Consider the following 15,448-nt stretch of genomic DNA (forward strand, 5'->3'; position numbering starts at 1 on the left):
CTGATAGGCCGGGTTACCAGTAGATGTCATGGCTCTCTCTCGCGTTCCTCGGTCAGTGGTCGGGGGGTGCGTGCGTGGCGGTCTTGGCGAGTCGGAAGGCGATGAAGCCGAGCTCGCGGGACAGTTTGGCGTATTGGGCGGCGTGCTCGTGGGCCATCTGCGGGTCTGGCCGATGCTCCACCATCTGTTCGATGGCGAAGCCAGCGGCGGTGAACTCTTCGACCCACCCCTGGAGCGGCTGGCGCCAGTAGCGGTGGATCATGCCTTCCGACCAGGTCTCTTCGACGTGGTCGGCATCGAAGTAACTGCCGCCGTGGGTGAGCCAGTCGGCGGTCGGGTGGCTGGTGGAGAGGATGAGCCGGCCCTGTGGGACCAGGACTCGGTGAAGCTCGCGGAGGGCGGCGACACGGTCGCGGACGTAGTGGATGACCAGGGCGGCAAGGACGAGGTCGACGGCGTGGTCGGCCAGCCAGTCGAGCGGATCGTGGAGGTCGTGCTGGCGTACCTCGATCCCGGGGCCGAGACGCTGCCGGGCGTGGCGGACCATGTCCGCGCTCTGGTCGAACCCGATGGCTGCGGCACCGCGCGCCGCCAGCTGCTCCAGGTACAGGCCGGGCCCGCAGCCGGCGTCCAGGACGCGCAGGCCGCGGACGTCACCGAGCAGGGCGAGGACGGTGGGCCGGTCGTAGAGGGCGTTGTAGGCGCTGACGGCCGCTTCGGCGGCGAAGGTGTCGGCGAAGCCGTCGTAGGGCGCTGGGGCGTCACCGCGGTGCACGGGCTGTCCCCAGGAAGTGGCCGCTGGACGTGTGCGGCCGGGCTGCGACTCGAAGAACCTCCACCTGGAGCCGCTGCGGTACACGGCCACCGAGTGGAGGATGTTCCGTGAGGCCATGGTGAGCGGAGAGCTCTGATCAGTGCAGACGGGCGGTGGTCTTCCCCCGAGGGAACCGGGGGAAGACCACCGCCGCAGCATCTCACCCCCCACTGACAAGGTCCTGTCCGGTCGGCGCGACTTTGGGTTAGGACGGCCGGGTCGATCTCGCCCCGCACGGTCGCTGAAAGGCGTGGGTGATCTTGGTGACAGTTGTCGATGTTATGTGTCAACTAGAGGCGTCAGCCGCAGGTGAGCAGGGCCGCGGTGCCGGGAATCGTCGGCCAGTCGATCGCGACGCGAGTGTGCTTCTTGACGAACATGTGCGGATGCCCGGTCACGGGCGCGGGGCCGTCGGTGTCCAGCGGGTGGATGGTGATGCGTGGGCAGAGGGCGGCGCGGTGGTTGCGCTGCCAGTACTGGACCTGTTCCACCATCTCCCTCGCGGCCAGGTGGCCGTGGGGTCCGTAGCCGTGGACGACGAACTCGTACAGGCCGTTGCCGTCATCTCCGTCGGAGATGCGCTCGGTGGCCAGCCGCGCGAGGGAGGCATCGCGGACGATCGCGGCGCCGGGCCAGTGCTTGGGCGGCGGGTTCAGGACCCCGTTGTTGCCGTCCGGCTCGACGGACAGGCGGCAGAAGCCGGGGAGAACGCCGGCCAGGTAGAGGGTGAGGGCGTCGAAGGGCTCCTGGCCGCCGACGGTGACGTGGGTGTGCGCCACGGTCGGTTCGCGGGTGAGGGCGGGTGCGAGCTGGTCGACCGGCATGGGCGTGCCGTCCTCCCAGGACAGGTGGACGCCGGTGCCGGGGATGGTGCGCCGGTTCGCGTTCCAGGCGCCGTCGCCCTGCATGGCGACAAAGCCGCAGACGATGAGCGGCTCGTCGCTGTGCAGGGCCCCGTCGCGCTTGGTGAAGCCGATGGCCAAGTGGTACCCGTGCAGACGGAGCGGCGCAACGAGACGTCCGCCCTCGGTGGGAGCGTCGATCCAGGGCAGGTCCCAGGTGTCGACGGTGACCAGGATGGCGTCGAAGCCGCCGTCCGGCACGATGCCGGTGGGCAGGTGCTCGGCGTCCGCGGTGACCACCTGGACGCGGTCGTATCCGGTCTGGGTCAGGAAGCGGGTGGCGCGGTCGGTGACGGCCGGGTCGATGTCCACGGTGGTGACGCTGCCGGTGGGGCCGACGAGTTCGGCGATGAGGGCGGCGTTGTAGCCGCCGGAGCCGATCTCCAGGACATGGTGGCCGGACTGGATGCGGACGGCTTCGAGCATGTCGGCCTGCAGCCAGGGCGCGGAGATGGAGCTGATGACATGGCCGTCGTCGCTGTGGCGGGTGGCGACGATGTCGTTCGCGTACGCCTTTTGGACCGGGACCTCGGGGGCGAAGGCGTGCCGGGGCACAGTACGCAGGGCCTCGTCGACCGCGGGGGTGCGGATGTGGCCCGCCTCGGCGAGTTGGTCGGCCAGTTGGTGGCGCAGGGCGCTGGCTTCGTCGAGGTTGACGGTGGGAGGTGTTGTCACTGTGGGCCTTTCGTTCGAGTGGTTCACGCGGGGTCCGAGACGGTGGGGGCGGCGGGGTTGGGGATGCTGGCGGTGGTGGGGGCGTACTGGGCGGCCTGAGCGTCGAACATGGCGGCGTACCGCCCGCGTGCGGCGATGAGCTCGTCGTGCGTGCCGTGTTCATCGAGGTGCCCGTGATTCAGGACGTAGATGTGGTCGGCGTGGCGGACGCCGGACATGCGGTGGGTGACCAGGACGACGGCCCGGTTCGGAGCGGCAAGGCGGCGGATGCGGTCGAAGGCTTCGATTTCGGCCTCGGGGTCGAGCGCGGAGGTGGGTTCATCCACGATGAGGACGCTGTCCGCCTGCGAGGTTGAGCTGCGCCAGTGGGTGCGGGCCAGCCCCACTTTCTGCCACTCGCCCCCGGAGAGCTCGATGGCCCCGCGGAACATGCGGGCCAGCAGACTGCGCAGACCGTCGGGGAGTTTGGCGATGACCGGGGCGGCGCCGGCGTAGTCGACCGACGGCTCCAGATCCTGCGATGTCGCCGCGTGGGCCGGGCGGCCGAGGCGGATGTTCATCGCGGCGGTCACCGGCCAGCGCTGGAAATCCTGGGTGAGCAGGGAGACGCGCGCGAAGACCTGAGAGCGGTCGAGACCGGTGACGTCCTCCTCCCCCCAGCGCAGGGTGCCGGCCTGGGGCAGCAGCATCCCCGAAAGGATCTTCATCAGTGTGCTCTTGCCGGAGCCGTTCTCGCCGACCACGGCGGTGACCGACCCCATCGGCAGGGTCAGCGACACCTGCTCCAGGGCAGACGTGTCACGGTCGGGGTAGCGGTAGGTGACGCCGTCGAGGGCGATCTCCCTGACCCGCTCGGGCACTGGGCAGCCGCCCTCGGGGATGGTGCGCTGTGCTGCCTCGGTCAGAAACCGGCCGTGATCGCGGACGTACAGGGACTCCTCGTGCAACTGGTTGATGTTCATCACCAGCCCGCCCAGGCTCGCCGAACCGGTCCGCACCGCGATCACGGCGGTGCCAGCAATGGCGAGGCTCATGTGCCCGGAGAGGATGAGCCAGAACATGGCTGCGTACGTCGTGGCCATGGCCAGGCCGGACAGCGCCGAGGCGACCCACTCGGTGAGGGCCTTGCTGGAGGCAAGACGCTCCTGTTCGGCTTCGGCGCTCTCGGCCATGCGCTCGTAGCGGTCGAGGAGAAAGGTGCCCACGGCGTGGATGCGCACCTCCTGCGCGGCAGAGCGCTCAGTGAGCAGGTTGCCGATGAGGCGGCTGGCCCGCACATGCTCGATCCAGGTCATCACCGACACGTACCGTTCCTGCGCCACGCGCATGGCGCCCCAGCCCCGCGGGGCCGCGATGAGGACCAGCATGGGCATCAGCACAGGGTCCAGAACGGCGAGCACACTGGCCGTGGCGATCAGCGAGATGATGCCGTTTAGCGCGGCGACGCAGGCTCCGATCATGCGGCGGGCGGAGCCGGGGCCGTGCTGTGCGATGTCGACGAGCCGGCGGAAGTCGGGGTCGTCGATGGCCTCCAGCTCGACGCTGACAGCGCCGGCCAGATACTGGGTGGTCGCGATCCGCTCGACCTTCGGCTCCAGACGCCCCGCACGGGAGGTGGACCAGGCGGAGAGGGCGGAGTTGACGACACCGATGGCGGCGGCGGCCAGCAGACCGGGTAACAGCGCGTGCAACCGCTCGTTGGCGCTGCCCGTTCCGGCGAGCAGCGCGTGCATGACGGCGTTGACGGCAAGCAGCCCGATGGCCGCTGCCACGCCCTGGCCGACCTCGCTGACCGCCACGGCCAGCAGCGCCCGCCGGTCGGCCTGCCACGCCATACGCAGGGTGGCGCCGACGAGCGCGGGCATGGAGCGCAGCGCCGACATCATGGTCAGATCCAGGCCCGCGTGCTCGTGGTGAGACCAGCCCATGTCGTAGCGCAGCGGACCGCCGAACAGTTCTTGTTCGGCGTCGGAGACCCGGGGCTCGGCCATTTTCACCGGTCCGAAGAACCTCTTCACCGGGCACCTCCCGAGGCAGGCCAGTTCAGCGCCCGGTATGACGGGCCGTGGGTGAGCATGTGGAAGATGGCCGCGGTGTAGGGGTGGCAGTCCGGCGGGGGTTTCTCCATCGACACCCAGAACAGCCCCTCGTGCTTGTCCGGCTCGGCGTTGTGCGGCTCACCCGCCCAAGACTGGGCGACGAACACGGCGGTGATCCGGTCCATGCCGTCACCGGGTTCGTGGTGGTGGATGAGGCCGCAGAACTCCTGCTGCTCGGCGCTGATGTGAACCCCCGTCTCTTCCTTCGCTTCGCGCCGCGCGGCGCGATCGAGCGGCTCGCCGGCTTCCAGATGGCCACCCACGACGGTGAGTTGTCCTGGTGCGAGGTCGGCGTCCGGCTTGCGGCGTACGCACAGGGCGGCGCCGTTCGCCTGGAGCAGGACCTGGGCCACGTCAGCGATCAGCAGGTGAGGCGCGTCGCTCACAGACGGCCCTCCTGCACCAGGCGTTCGACGGTGCGCCGGCCGCGGGCGGTCACCAGCGAGTCGCCGTGCCGGGGGCCGTAGACGAGGGCGCTGGCTGCGTCAGCTGCGGCGAACGCTGACAGCGCGCGTTCCTCTGTTTCGGACAGAGGCCGGCCGTACCCCTCGAACAGGGCGGTGCGCAGTTCAGGGTGCTCCGGCCACAACGACGTGGCGAGCTTGACGAAATCGAGGACGAGAGGGCCCGGTTCGCTGCGCTTTGTTTCCGCAGTGACCGTGTCCCACGCAGGTCGTGTCGCTTTACAGGGCGCCCGAGCACGTCGGGCGTGTCGTTTCGCGGCAACGCGTCGTGTTGCCATCGGCGCTCGGAGCTGTGAGGAAGCGCACACTATCGTCCAGGTGGATGGCGGATCCCGTAGGAACCCTGCACGGCGCGGAACAGGCACCATGAGTAAAGCTGTCGAAGTTGAGGGTTGCCTGCCCCGGTCGGCACGGCTCTGCGGGACGGCGGGACGGGCCTATCGCGATTGTCCTTATTGGGGGTCGTAGATCGGCTTGGCAGTGCCAGTGCCCAGACCAGTCCAGTTTGTTTTGATTGTGGTCGTGCGACTGCCTCGAAGCAGGGTGTATCCGAAGTTCTGGTCCTTCATGACGGGAAGGACGGCGGATGCGCTACTGGTTCCCGGCGAGCAATGAGCCCACGCTGTGAAGTTCATGTTCCCGCTCCACAGCATGGCGCTGCTCTCTCCTCCGCTTCGGGAGATTGTCACGGTGACCAGTCCCGAGGTCGGAGCTTTCCAGGTTGCGGTGAGCTCGGTGACGCTTCCGTCGCCGATGTGTTGGAGTTCCCACTGCCGGTAAGCGTCGACTGCTTTGCCGAAGCTGAACTCGCCGTTCAGGGTGGTGGGGCCTGCCACGGTCAGTGCATCGTTGAGATCCGATGTGCCGTGGACGGTAAGGTTCCCGACTTCGAGGTCGGGCTTGAGGACGGTGACCTGGGTGGAGATGATCCGTACGACGGGATTGGTGGGGTCTCCGGTGGTGGCACGGAGGTAGAAGGTGGTGTCGGACCTGACGCCCTCGATATCGAGGCTGGTGCGATTGGTGACGTCTCGGTCGACTCCTGGGTACAGCAGTTCGTAGGTGGCGTTGGCAGAGCGTTCCCAGGTCAGCTTGATGTCACCGCCGTTGGGGATGATGGAGGGTTCGCAGAGGAAGTTGCGCAGGTAGAAGTCGGCGGGGAACTTGCCGATGTCGAAGACGGTGGTGCGGTCCTGGAAGGCGGCGCTTCCGGTGCGAGACCGTTCGGTGACGGTGAGGGGGGCAGTGCCGACCTTGCGGCTGACGGGGATGTCGGACAGCTGGATGGTGATCCCGATGTCGGGACCGACGGGCGCGTGACCGCTGGTGGGGGCGCAGACGAACTCCTTGGCGCCTGCGTCCAGGCGCACGGTCCAGCCGGCGAGGCTGATCCGCGGGCTGACCTTGGCCAGGTCGGTGGCGAGGTCGGGTGCCATCGTTCCGGACGGGATCTTCACCTTGATCCACTCGACGTCGGCCGGCGTGCCACTCTGCCGGGCAACGGAGATGATCAGTTCCCCGATCTCCTCCTCGGCCTGCGGGTTTTCCGGCGACGCCTTGAGGGGACTCGGCGTGGTGGTGACGGCGTAGGACAGCAGCGGGTCGTTCGCTGCACTGCCTGCGTCCTGCATCTGGACAACTAGGGTCACGGCTGGCTCCTGTGGGGGTTCGTTGGCCGTGCCGCCCCACCATTGGGGCGGCACGGAATGAGCGGAGGTGTCGACCGGTCAGTTGTCGCCGCGGCTGTGTGCGGCAGCGTCATCCAGGGTGAGGAAGCCGGAGCGGATCTCGGGCTCGGCCAGGGGCAGGTCGTACTGGTCCTGGCCGAGAACCGGCAGTTTCTCCCATGTGCCGCCGCGGTTCTCCGACCAGCTCCAGGTGCCGACGATCCCGGCCGGCACCGGCATGAGGACGGTCTCCTCGTTCTCGCCCTGCGGGCCGCTCAGGGCGGTGGTGGCGGCCAGCAGGGGGCCGGTGCGGAAGTTGACCGCCATCCGGGCGATCGCCGGATCGGTGAACTCCTGCGGGACGAACACCTTCTTGGTGGCGAGGATGTCGGTGGTGGCGTGCACGGCGGCACGCGGGTCCAGAAGTACGGTGGCGACCGCGGTGCTGTGCTCGCCGAAGTCCAGCTCCAGGCTCGGCCGATCGCCGATCGGCCGCAGGTACTCCCCGCTGCCCGCGGCCGGATCGACGACACTCTCGAAGTGCTCGTAGTCGTCGTCCAGGACGTATCCGACCAGGCCGTCGTCGCTCTGCTGTGCCTCGCCGAGGCGGATCGCCCACGGATAGGTGGGAAGTTGCGGCGTGCCGGGCTCGAAGAGGTTCTGCCAGCTGACGTCGGTGCGCAGAGGGCCGCGCAGGTTCATGGTGAGGCGGGTGCGGACCAGGGCGAGGGGTCGGCCGAGGAGGAAGCCCAGGCCGGGGTCGGCAGGGCCGTCCGGGTCGATGGTCTCAAGGGCCCGGTCGAGGGTGGCCCTGAACGCGTCGAAGGTCTGCGGGCCGCGGGTCTTCACCGCGTTGAGCAGCCGGTAGGGGTGGGGGGCCGCCGTCTCCAGTTGCTCGAACTCCGTGACCTCGGAGCCGGGCAGGGCGAACCAGGAGACCTCCCGCCGGCCGTCGCGGTCGAGGGTGACGCGCAGTTCGCCGAGGGTGGCGCCGTCGGGGGCGTGGACGACGAGGGATTTGTCGAGGCGATTGTGCAAGAGCCAGGCGCAGACGGGGTTTGTCCCGGGGGTGAGGTCGGTGTCCTCGTCGGTGATGGCGGCGAGGAAGTCGAAGCGCAGCCGGGCGGGCTGGAGCAGGCGCGGCCCCAGCTCGACCAGCCGGTCGGAGTCGTAGTCGCTGACGGGATGGGCCGGGCGCATGGTGTCGGGCATTTCGGGCGTGAAGTGGCTGGGGTTGGTGATGAGGTTGACGGAGCGTCCGAAGCGGTCGACGACGGCCAGGTCCAGGAAGGCGAGCTGGCCGGCGCGCAGTTCCTGGAAGGTGGTCTCGGGCCAGGGGTCCCAGTCGCTGGCGGGCATGGCGCCGGGCTCCGGCGGGGGATAGTCGCCGTTGCCGATGAGGTCGGCGAGGTCCCCGGCGGGCTGGAGGCCGGCGAGGGGCCTGCGCTGGGCGACAGCGGCGCCGAACCCGTCGAGGCTCTGGGAGAGGTAGTCCGCCTTACGAGCCTGGGAGCGGACGCCGTGTACGGCGTCGGCGGACAGGTTGTCCCGCACGCGGGCGTAGCTCTGCAGGGAGCCGTCGACGATGTGCCCGGCGGAGGGGGCCAAGAGCTGGCGGCCGGAGACGACCAGCGGGGTGCCGGACTCGCCGGTGCCGTTGTACTGGTAGCGGGAGCCGTCGACGAATTCCCAGTGCGCCGTGTCGCCGTCACGGAAGGGCAGGGGGAAGTACTCGGCCTTCCAGAGCAGGAACAGCGGCTGCCACGGCATCGCCCACAGTGTTGTGCCGTACTCGGGCAGGGTGCCGGTGACGTCCCGGATCGCACCGCTCGCCAGTGCCCGGTCGAGGATGAGGAACTCGCTGAGCAGTGCGGGGAAGCAGGCCGGCTGCTGTCCGGTGAGGTCGATCTGGGCAGCGGTCGCGGCGACGTCGGTGGTGGTGATGTTGGAGGCGGTGGTGACGAGGCGTTCGGGGGTGCGGCAGGGCAGGGCGCTGTCCCGGGTGAGCGGGGCGTGGAGGTTGGCGCCCTGCAGGGTGAGGACCGGGTCGGCGCTGTACTCGAAGTCCTCGGCGGGCACCCGGATCAGGCGCCGTGCGGCCCGGGAGTGATAGGCCGGGTACAGGGCGTCGATGCGCGCCGCCAGGTCCGCCTCGCTCCGGCCCCAGGGCAGCGCGGCGCGCTGGGCGGCCAGGTCGCGGGCGAGGACGACGACACGTCCGGCTGCACCGTCCGGGTTGCCGGGATCGAGTTCGTCGTCGATGCGGGCGTTGAAGTCGTCGGAGCGGCGGGGAAGCCGGCTCAGCCACCACAGGTGGTAGAGGCGTTCGCGGGCGGCGTCGAGTTCGGCTTCGGTGGCGTCGTGGGCGGCCTGGCGGTGGTTCAGGTCGGTGACGGTGTCGGCCTCCGCCGCCCGGGCGGCGCGCGAGGTGCTGCGGCCGGTCTCCTCGCCGCGTTCGCCGATGAACCAGCGGTAGCCGCCGGCGACCGGGCCGAAGGCTTGGTCGTGGGCGCGGCGGTCGGTGAGGATGTCGGCCTCGGGCCGGTCGCGTTCCTCCAGGGCGTCGATGCCGCCGAGCAGGAACGCCCGGAACAGATCGGCCTCGTCGCCCGAAAAGGCACCCGGGCCGTCCGCCTGGGCGCCGAGTTCGGCGACGGCTTCGGCGATGCTGTTGGACACGATCGGGGTGACATCACGGGGCGCCGGGCAGGGCGAGTCGGGGACGGGGCCGTCCAGCTCCCAGTCCAGGCCCAGGACGGTTCCGGTGTAGACGGAGGTGCGGATGCCGCTGCCGGAGCCGACGGGCGGCGTCCACTGCAGGCGCTCCAGCAGCTTGGGGAGGTTGTCGGTGCCGGCGAGGATGTCGCTTCCGGGATCCGCGTACCAGCCGGCGACGAAGTAGCTGAGCCGCTCTTGTGCGGGCAGTTCGCCCTCGGCGGTGTCGAGGAGGGTGTCGTGGAGGGAGAAGACGTTGCTGTTGTAGGGCTGGAAGACCGAGAAGGTCAGCAGGCCGGGGCCGATCGCGGTGAGGAACGGCGCCCGGCGGCTCTCGGGTTCGCTCCAGGGGCCGGTCAGGTCGTGGCACTTGCCGATCAGTGTCGCGGCGGGTTCGTCGCTGCCGGGGTCCTGGAAGGAGACGGTGCCGTCCATCGGGTCGAGGTAGTCGCTCTCGACGATCCACGCTTTGAGCGCGCGGGTGCTGTCGGTGTGGCGTACGACGAGCCAGCGGTTGGGTACCAGGGGGAAGTCTCCGACGCCCTCCTCCTCGTCGTGGCGGCCGCGGGTGAGGGCGGCGGGCAGCTCCCACTGAAGGTAGACCCCGAGGCGGTCCTCGCGTCCGGTCCACTCCTCGGGGCTGGAGAACGGGGTGGGCTCCGGGGGGACGCCTTCGCCGATGTCCTTGAAGTTGGTGATCCACCGGTGGAAGACGTGCGGGGTGCCGGTGTCGCGGGTGGTCCGGTTGACGGCGAGGGCCGCGACCTCGACCGGCACGATGAGGGTGTTGTCCACGGACATGGCCCGGGGTCCTTTCGTCGCTGCTGGGGGTGGTCGGGGCTCAGGGCCGGGAGAAGGTCTGTGCCTGTGGTGCGTTGATCATCTGCAGGGCGAACTGGGCCGAGGAGATCCGCTGGGTTCCTTCGAGGCCGTGTGCCCGGGACAGGGCGGGCAGCAGGGCGTCGCCGGTGCCGTCGACGTTGAGGACGTCCTGGCCGCCGGGGCGAAGGAATCGGGCGAAGCCGGCCGGCTGCGGGAACTCGCCCATGGGGTGGCCGATCCGGTTGCCGCTGATCTCGCGGAGCTCGATGGTGCCGACGTCGCCGATGCCGAAGCACAGGCCGCGGGGTGGCTCGGCCAGCTCGAAGCGGTCGATCAGTTCCGAAAAGAGCGCAAGGCGGATCTCGGTGCCGAAGACGGCTTCGCGCACGGGTTCGACGATGCGGGTGCCCTTGTAGGCGGTGATGACGGCCTTGGGCCAGTTCGGGACCAGGCTGGAGTTGATCAACACCGCGCACTTCGGGACGGGCCCGCCGTCGGTGGCGAGCGTGTTGAGGTCGGCGTCCAGAGTGTGGCCGACGCCGACGCTCAGCGCGCCGTCGACCGCCGCCCGTACCCAGGCGGGGTCGAGGTAGGCGAAGCGGATGCTCTCCGCCGGCAGTGCGCGGGCGTCGGGGACCAGATGGGACAGGCTCAGCAGCTCCAGGCGGCGCAGGGCGTCCAGCCAGGCGGTGACCTTCGCGAAGTCGTCCGGGGCGGCCTGGGTGAGGAGGCCGGCGACGCCGGGCTGGGCCAGGACGGCCCGCGCGTCGCCGGGGCTGCGGCGGGAGCGGGCGGCGGTGCGGCGGCGCCCGGCCCGCAGCTGCGGGCCGGCCTGGTCGAGTGCCTGGACGAGGCGGGCCTTGCTGCCAGCGCCGCGTGCGTCATCGCCCTCACCGTCGACCCCCGTGAGGAGGCGGTCGAACGCTTCGTAGGCCAGGGGGGCGGTGAGCTGGCGTGCGCTCAGGGCCGCGACGGACCGTGCGGCGAGTTCTGGATGGGAGGCGAGGCGGCGGGCTGCGGTGCGGGCGGCGGAGCGGAACTCCAGCAGCGCGGTGCGGAACTCGGCGTCCGCGAGGGCCAGGGTGCGTCCGGTGGTGAACGCGGCGGCGTAGGCGGTGTCGAAGACGCCGTAGCGCTGCAGGTAAATCAGTGCTTCGCCCGGGGATTCCAGGCGGGTGGCGGCCGGTGCGGGCAGGTTCTGGGCAGGTTGTGCGGTGAGCGGGCCGCGGTAGAAGGCGAGAGTGCGCTCACCGGTCTCCAGGCGCTGTGGCAGGGCGACGGCGCCGGTTTGCATGCGGCCGATGGCCTCGGCCTGCTCGGCATTCGGGTTGGCCGGGCCCGGGGCTGGTACGCGCAGGCGCAGTTCGTCCGCGCTGCGGGGGGTGGTGCCGTCGGTGGTCGCCAGGTACTGGGCGAGGTCGCCGAAGCCGATGCCCGAGTCGGGCTCGGTGGTGAAGGACCACGAGGTGAGGGAGACCAGGCGCACGCCGTCGGCGGGCGCGGGGGTGGTCAGGTACCGGTCGTGGCCTTCGAGGGAGACCAGGTGGACGACGTGGCGGCCGCCCGCGGCGGCGGGGAAGCGGTTGGCGACCAGGACGGCGTTGAGCTCGCCCTCGTCGGGCTCGGGGGTGTCGCCCGAGCGGGTGGCATCGGGGCGGCCGCCCTCGCGCAGGTGAGCGAGGTAGCCCATCTCGGCGGGCAGCGGCTTCACCAGGTCGAAGACGGCTTTGGGCACGAGGACGGTGGCGCACTGCTCGTCGTACTCGTCGGGGCGCAGGCTCTCCGGCGGCAGAGCGGGGGGCGTGCCGGGGCCGTGGGTACCGTCGAGGAGGGTGCGTACGATGCCGGCCTTGACGAGGCCGACCGCGTCGGGGTCCTCGGGCAGTTCGTCCTCGCGGAACAGCAGGAGGGTCATCCAGGGCACGCCGCCGGGGTGGCCGGCGCCGAGGGGACGGCTCCAGGGCAGGCCGGGGGTGTCGAGGTTGATGTGGGCGAGGGTCTGGCTGTAGGTGCCGACGGCGTCCGGCACGGGGAACTGTGCGTGGATGCCAGTCGGGTCGACACTGAAGCGTGGCTGGACGACGTCGAAGGGCTGCGGGGTGGCGTCGATGACGCGGTCCGCGCCGCCGAGGTCCTTGAGGGTCTGGCGGTTGTCGATCCGGTAGCGGCCTGCGTACAGCGACGGGATGCGGTGATCGAAGAACCGGGTGCGGTGCTGGGTTGCCGGGGTGCTGGTGCGCGGTTGGGGGACGGGTTCGGACGTGGTGCTCACGTGGAAGGGCCTTTCGACAGGACGCGGCAAAGGGCGAGAGGTCCGGTGGCGCACGGCGCACGGCGCCCGGGCGCGCCAGCTGGTGCGGGCGGCCCGGCGCGGCGTGGTCGGTCAGCCGGCGAGGAGCATCGGCTCGGCGGTGAAGGCGGTGCCCGCGGCCAGGGCGTAGGTGCTCAGGTCCGAGTCCAGTGCGCCGCAGTCCATGCCGAGGCCCGCCAGCGCCTGGGCCAGGGCGGTGCGGTGGCCGCGGGTGGTGTTGGTGTCGATGCCGTCCTGGATGGCGGCGATCACGCCGCCGGGCCGTGTCGGTACCGGGCCCGTGGCGGGCTCGGCCGGGGACAGCGGGAGGTTGCCGTCGGGATTGATCGGGTCGAAGGAGATGGCCTTCTCGTCGATGAACCCGGTGTCGGTGCCGTGGTCGACCGGTGGTGAGGTGAGCCGGATCCCGAGGATCCGGTCGGGGATGATCCCGTCGTTCGGCGCGTCCGCCTGCTCGCCCCACAGGCCGTTGGGCACGTTGCCGCGCAGCACCGCACGGCCCCATGCCCCGAGATCGACCGCGCCGCTGCCGAGGGTGAGCCGGACACGTAGTTCGCTGCCCTTGCCCCGCGTGTGCATGGGCAGGACGTCCACCGGGCTGTCGGTGGCGACCGGGATGTCGCTGTCGCCGAGGAACACCTTGCTGACGGGGGCCTGGGTGTCGGCGGTGAAGGTGAAGCCGCCGTTGCTGACCAGCCACGGCTTGACCGCGTCCCGGGTGGCCGGGGCGCCCTCGCCCGTGTAGCCGGCGACGGCCGTGGTGCGGACCATGTTCTGCGGTGGCGGCAGCATGCCCTGGAAACCGCCCCAGTCCAGCGCGGGGGTGTGTTCGCGGCGGTCGGCGCCGAAGCCGATGGTGAAGGAGATGAACCACAGCTGGACGGTGGCCTCGCCGCCGACCGCGGGACCCCAGATGCGGACGCTGACGCCGACCTCGATGGAGATCTTGATCTTGACGAACCAGATCTTGATGGTCGCGGACACCCCGACCCGGATGCCGATGCCGACGTCGAAGTAGAAGGGGTTCCACTCCAGCAGGGCGTCCACCCGGGCACTCAGCCAGGCACGGAGCATCCCTGACTGGAAGACGACGTCAAGGGAGCCGCCAGCCATCAGGGATTTGGGGGTGAACGCGGCGTAGGCGTTGCCGGTGATGCTGACGGTGGACCCGACGCCCCAGGTGAGGCCGGCCGGCTGCTGCTTGGGGTAGCGGGTGGGCAGTTCCCGGCCGGCGGGGATCGCGCCGAGCATGAACGCGAAGTCGCCGGCGTGCGGGTGGTTGCCGAACCAGAACTTCATGCCGACGCCGCCGCGCAGCTTGCAGTTCGGGTCGATGAGGAATGTCTTCTCGGTGAACGCCGCGCCGATGCTCAGCTCCCCGGCCGTCGGGCGCAGGGTCGCCTCGATGCCGATCTCGACCCGGGCGATCTTCTTCTCACTCTTGGTGGGCAGCTGCATCCCGGCCACACCGAGCAGGCTGATGGTGAGGTCGGAGCCGGTCTGCACCAGGGCCATGGCGTGGCCGCGGAAGGTCTCGAAGCAGTCGAAGGCCAGCCCGGCGGCGAACCACAGGTCGCCTTCCTGCGGCCGCACCCACGGGGTAGGGCCGCCGATCAGCTCGCCCAGGACCTTCAGCGGGTCGACCTCGTCGTCGGCGCCGATTCCGCCCGGGTTGTCGAGCGCGACCAGGAACGGGAAGTTCCCCAGCGCATCCGCGGCCGGCACCCGCACGCGGCTGTTCCAGCCGAACCCGGCGGAAATACCGCGCACCTGGAAGAGCGGCGGGCCGAAACCGACCTGGCTGCCCAGCGAGCCGTAGGCGAACAGCGACGGCTCACCGCCGGAGCCGTCGGGGACGACGTAGGCGCCCATGGCGGAGCCGTTGAACGCGCCGGTGTCCACCAGCAGGACCCCGCCGACGACCGTCTTGTAGGGCGGGGAGGCCGGCAGCGCGGTCAGCGCCCCGGCGATCCGCAACGGCGGACTGTAGTAGTCGACGCTCAGGCCGTTGTCGCCCCCGGGCGTGCCGATCGGCGACCAGCCGCGCACCGACGGCGCGTCGAGGACCCGCATGCCCTTGCGGAGCCGGGGCCCGGGGCGGGGGGTAAGAATGCCGTTGTCCGTGACCAGGGCACGGGGGGTGTCCTCGCTGGGGACGCCGCCGCGGTCCCTGACTGCGGGAAGGGCCCGGCCCAGTCCGTCCAGGCGCCCGGGATCGGCCGGCGGCGCGGGCGCGCGCCGGACCAGCCGCAGAGCCCGGCCGTCCGTCAACGCCCATGCACCGGGTGCCAGTTCCATCTCAGCCGGTGCGCCGTCGACCAAGACCAGAGCCTGGCCTCCACCGAGATCCGCCGTCACCAGGGTGCCGGTCACCGCTTCGCCCTCCGTGGTGAACGCGACCCGCACCGGCACCGGCGAGGGAGACGCCGTGGTGATCGCGTGCCCGACTACGGCCAGGGCCTGCGGATCACACACCGGAGTATCCAGGCGCACCGTGCCCTTGTCGAACACCAGGGCAACGGCATCGCGGTCGGGAAGAAGAGGCACCGGAATCTCAACCGCACCTCCCAAGGACGTTTCGTCCAGCAGCCGTTGAACGTCTTCCACGCGTGCTGTCACAGCGCTCAGCCCCTACTTGCGGCAAAAGGGAAGACGGAAGCGCGCCTCGGTCCGGTAATGGGCTTGGCGTGTCCGTCGCGAGGAGCCTAGCCAGTTGTGGACCATCTGTATGCATCTTGTCACTTGTGGTGACAGGTATGGCTGGAAGGTGAGGTGCGAGCTCAACGAAGAAGTGGTCCTGCCACGGCTGCATCCGGCTGACCTGCAAAATCGTTTCGAAGTGCCGCAGGGGAGCGGGCGGCTGAAACGCCAGGAACGGCCATCGTTCGTCGGGCCCGGGGTGCGCGTAGCGCAAACCGGCCAGCCAGATCGGGGCCGCACTGTTCGCGACAGCGGGTGGAAGGCGCCAAGGGATCCCGT

Annotated in this window: 9 protein-coding genes; 1 reads left to right on the forward strand and 8 read right to left on the reverse strand. The window is 70.4% G+C overall.

What is annotated here, in order from left to right:
- Positions 1 to 52 precede the first annotated feature (52 nt).
- A complete protein-coding gene (locus tag J7E91_RS20700; protein WP_214906944.1) occupies positions 53 to 775 on the reverse strand; it encodes a class I SAM-dependent methyltransferase in 723 nt (240 codons plus the stop codon).
- A gap of 16 nt (positions 776 to 791) precedes the next feature.
- Between J7E91_RS20700 and J7E91_RS37060 the strand changes: the two genes are divergently transcribed.
- A complete protein-coding gene (locus J7E91_RS37060) occupies positions 792 to 911 on the forward strand; it encodes a DUF397 domain-containing protein (protein WP_214906946.1) in 120 nt (39 codons plus the stop codon).
- Between the two features lie 202 nt (positions 912 to 1,113).
- Here the strand turns inward: J7E91_RS37060 and fxlM are convergent, their stop codons facing one another.
- The 7 genes from fxlM to J7E91_RS36115 form a co-directional block, all read right to left on the reverse strand.
- Positions 1,114 to 2,391: a methyltransferase, FxLD system gene (fxlM, locus tag J7E91_RS20710; RefSeq protein ID WP_214906948.1), complete on the reverse strand. Its 1,278-nt coding sequence runs from the start codon at positions 2,389 to 2,391 to the stop codon at positions 1,114 to 1,116.
- Between the two features lie 23 nt (positions 2,392 to 2,414).
- Positions 2,415 to 4,409 (reverse strand): ABC transporter ATP-binding protein, encoded by a 1,995-nt coding sequence (locus J7E91_RS20715; protein WP_374224750.1) that lies wholly within the window; start codon positions 4,407 to 4,409, stop codon positions 2,415 to 2,417.
- On the reverse strand, positions 4,406 to 4,876 hold the full coding sequence (locus tag J7E91_RS20720; protein WP_214906950.1) for an NUDIX domain-containing protein: 471 nt from the start codon (positions 4,874 to 4,876) through the stop codon (positions 4,406 to 4,408). The genes J7E91_RS20715 and J7E91_RS20720 overlap by 4 nt, the downstream gene beginning before the upstream one ends.
- Before the next feature lie 530 nt (positions 4,877 to 5,406).
- Positions 5,407 to 6,603 carry a hypothetical protein gene (locus J7E91_RS20725; RefSeq protein WP_214906952.1) on the reverse strand — a complete coding sequence of 399 codons (1,197 nt, stop codon included), beginning with the start codon at positions 6,601 to 6,603 and terminating at the stop codon, positions 5,407 to 5,409.
- A 78-nt stretch (positions 6,604 to 6,681) separates the two neighbouring features.
- Positions 6,682 to 10,137: a hypothetical protein gene (locus J7E91_RS36110; protein ID WP_251016009.1), complete on the reverse strand. Its 3,456-nt coding sequence runs from the start codon at positions 10,135 to 10,137 to the stop codon at positions 6,682 to 6,684.
- A gap of 40 nt (positions 10,138 to 10,177) precedes the next feature.
- A complete protein-coding gene (locus tag J7E91_RS20740; RefSeq protein WP_214906954.1) occupies positions 10,178 to 12,430 on the reverse strand; it encodes a hypothetical protein in 2,253 nt (750 codons plus the stop codon).
- 111 nt (positions 12,431 to 12,541) lie between these two features.
- Positions 12,542 to 15,016 (reverse strand): DUF6603 domain-containing protein, encoded by a 2,475-nt coding sequence (locus J7E91_RS36115; protein ID WP_251016010.1) that lies wholly within the window; start codon positions 15,014 to 15,016, stop codon positions 12,542 to 12,544.
- Positions 15,017 to 15,448: the final 432 nt, after the last annotated feature.

Origin of the sequence: Streptomyces sp. ISL-99, from assembly GCF_018614005.1 — a bacterium.
Classification (GTDB): Bacteria; Actinomycetota; Actinomycetes; order Streptomycetales; family Streptomycetaceae; genus Streptomyces; species Streptomyces flavidovirens.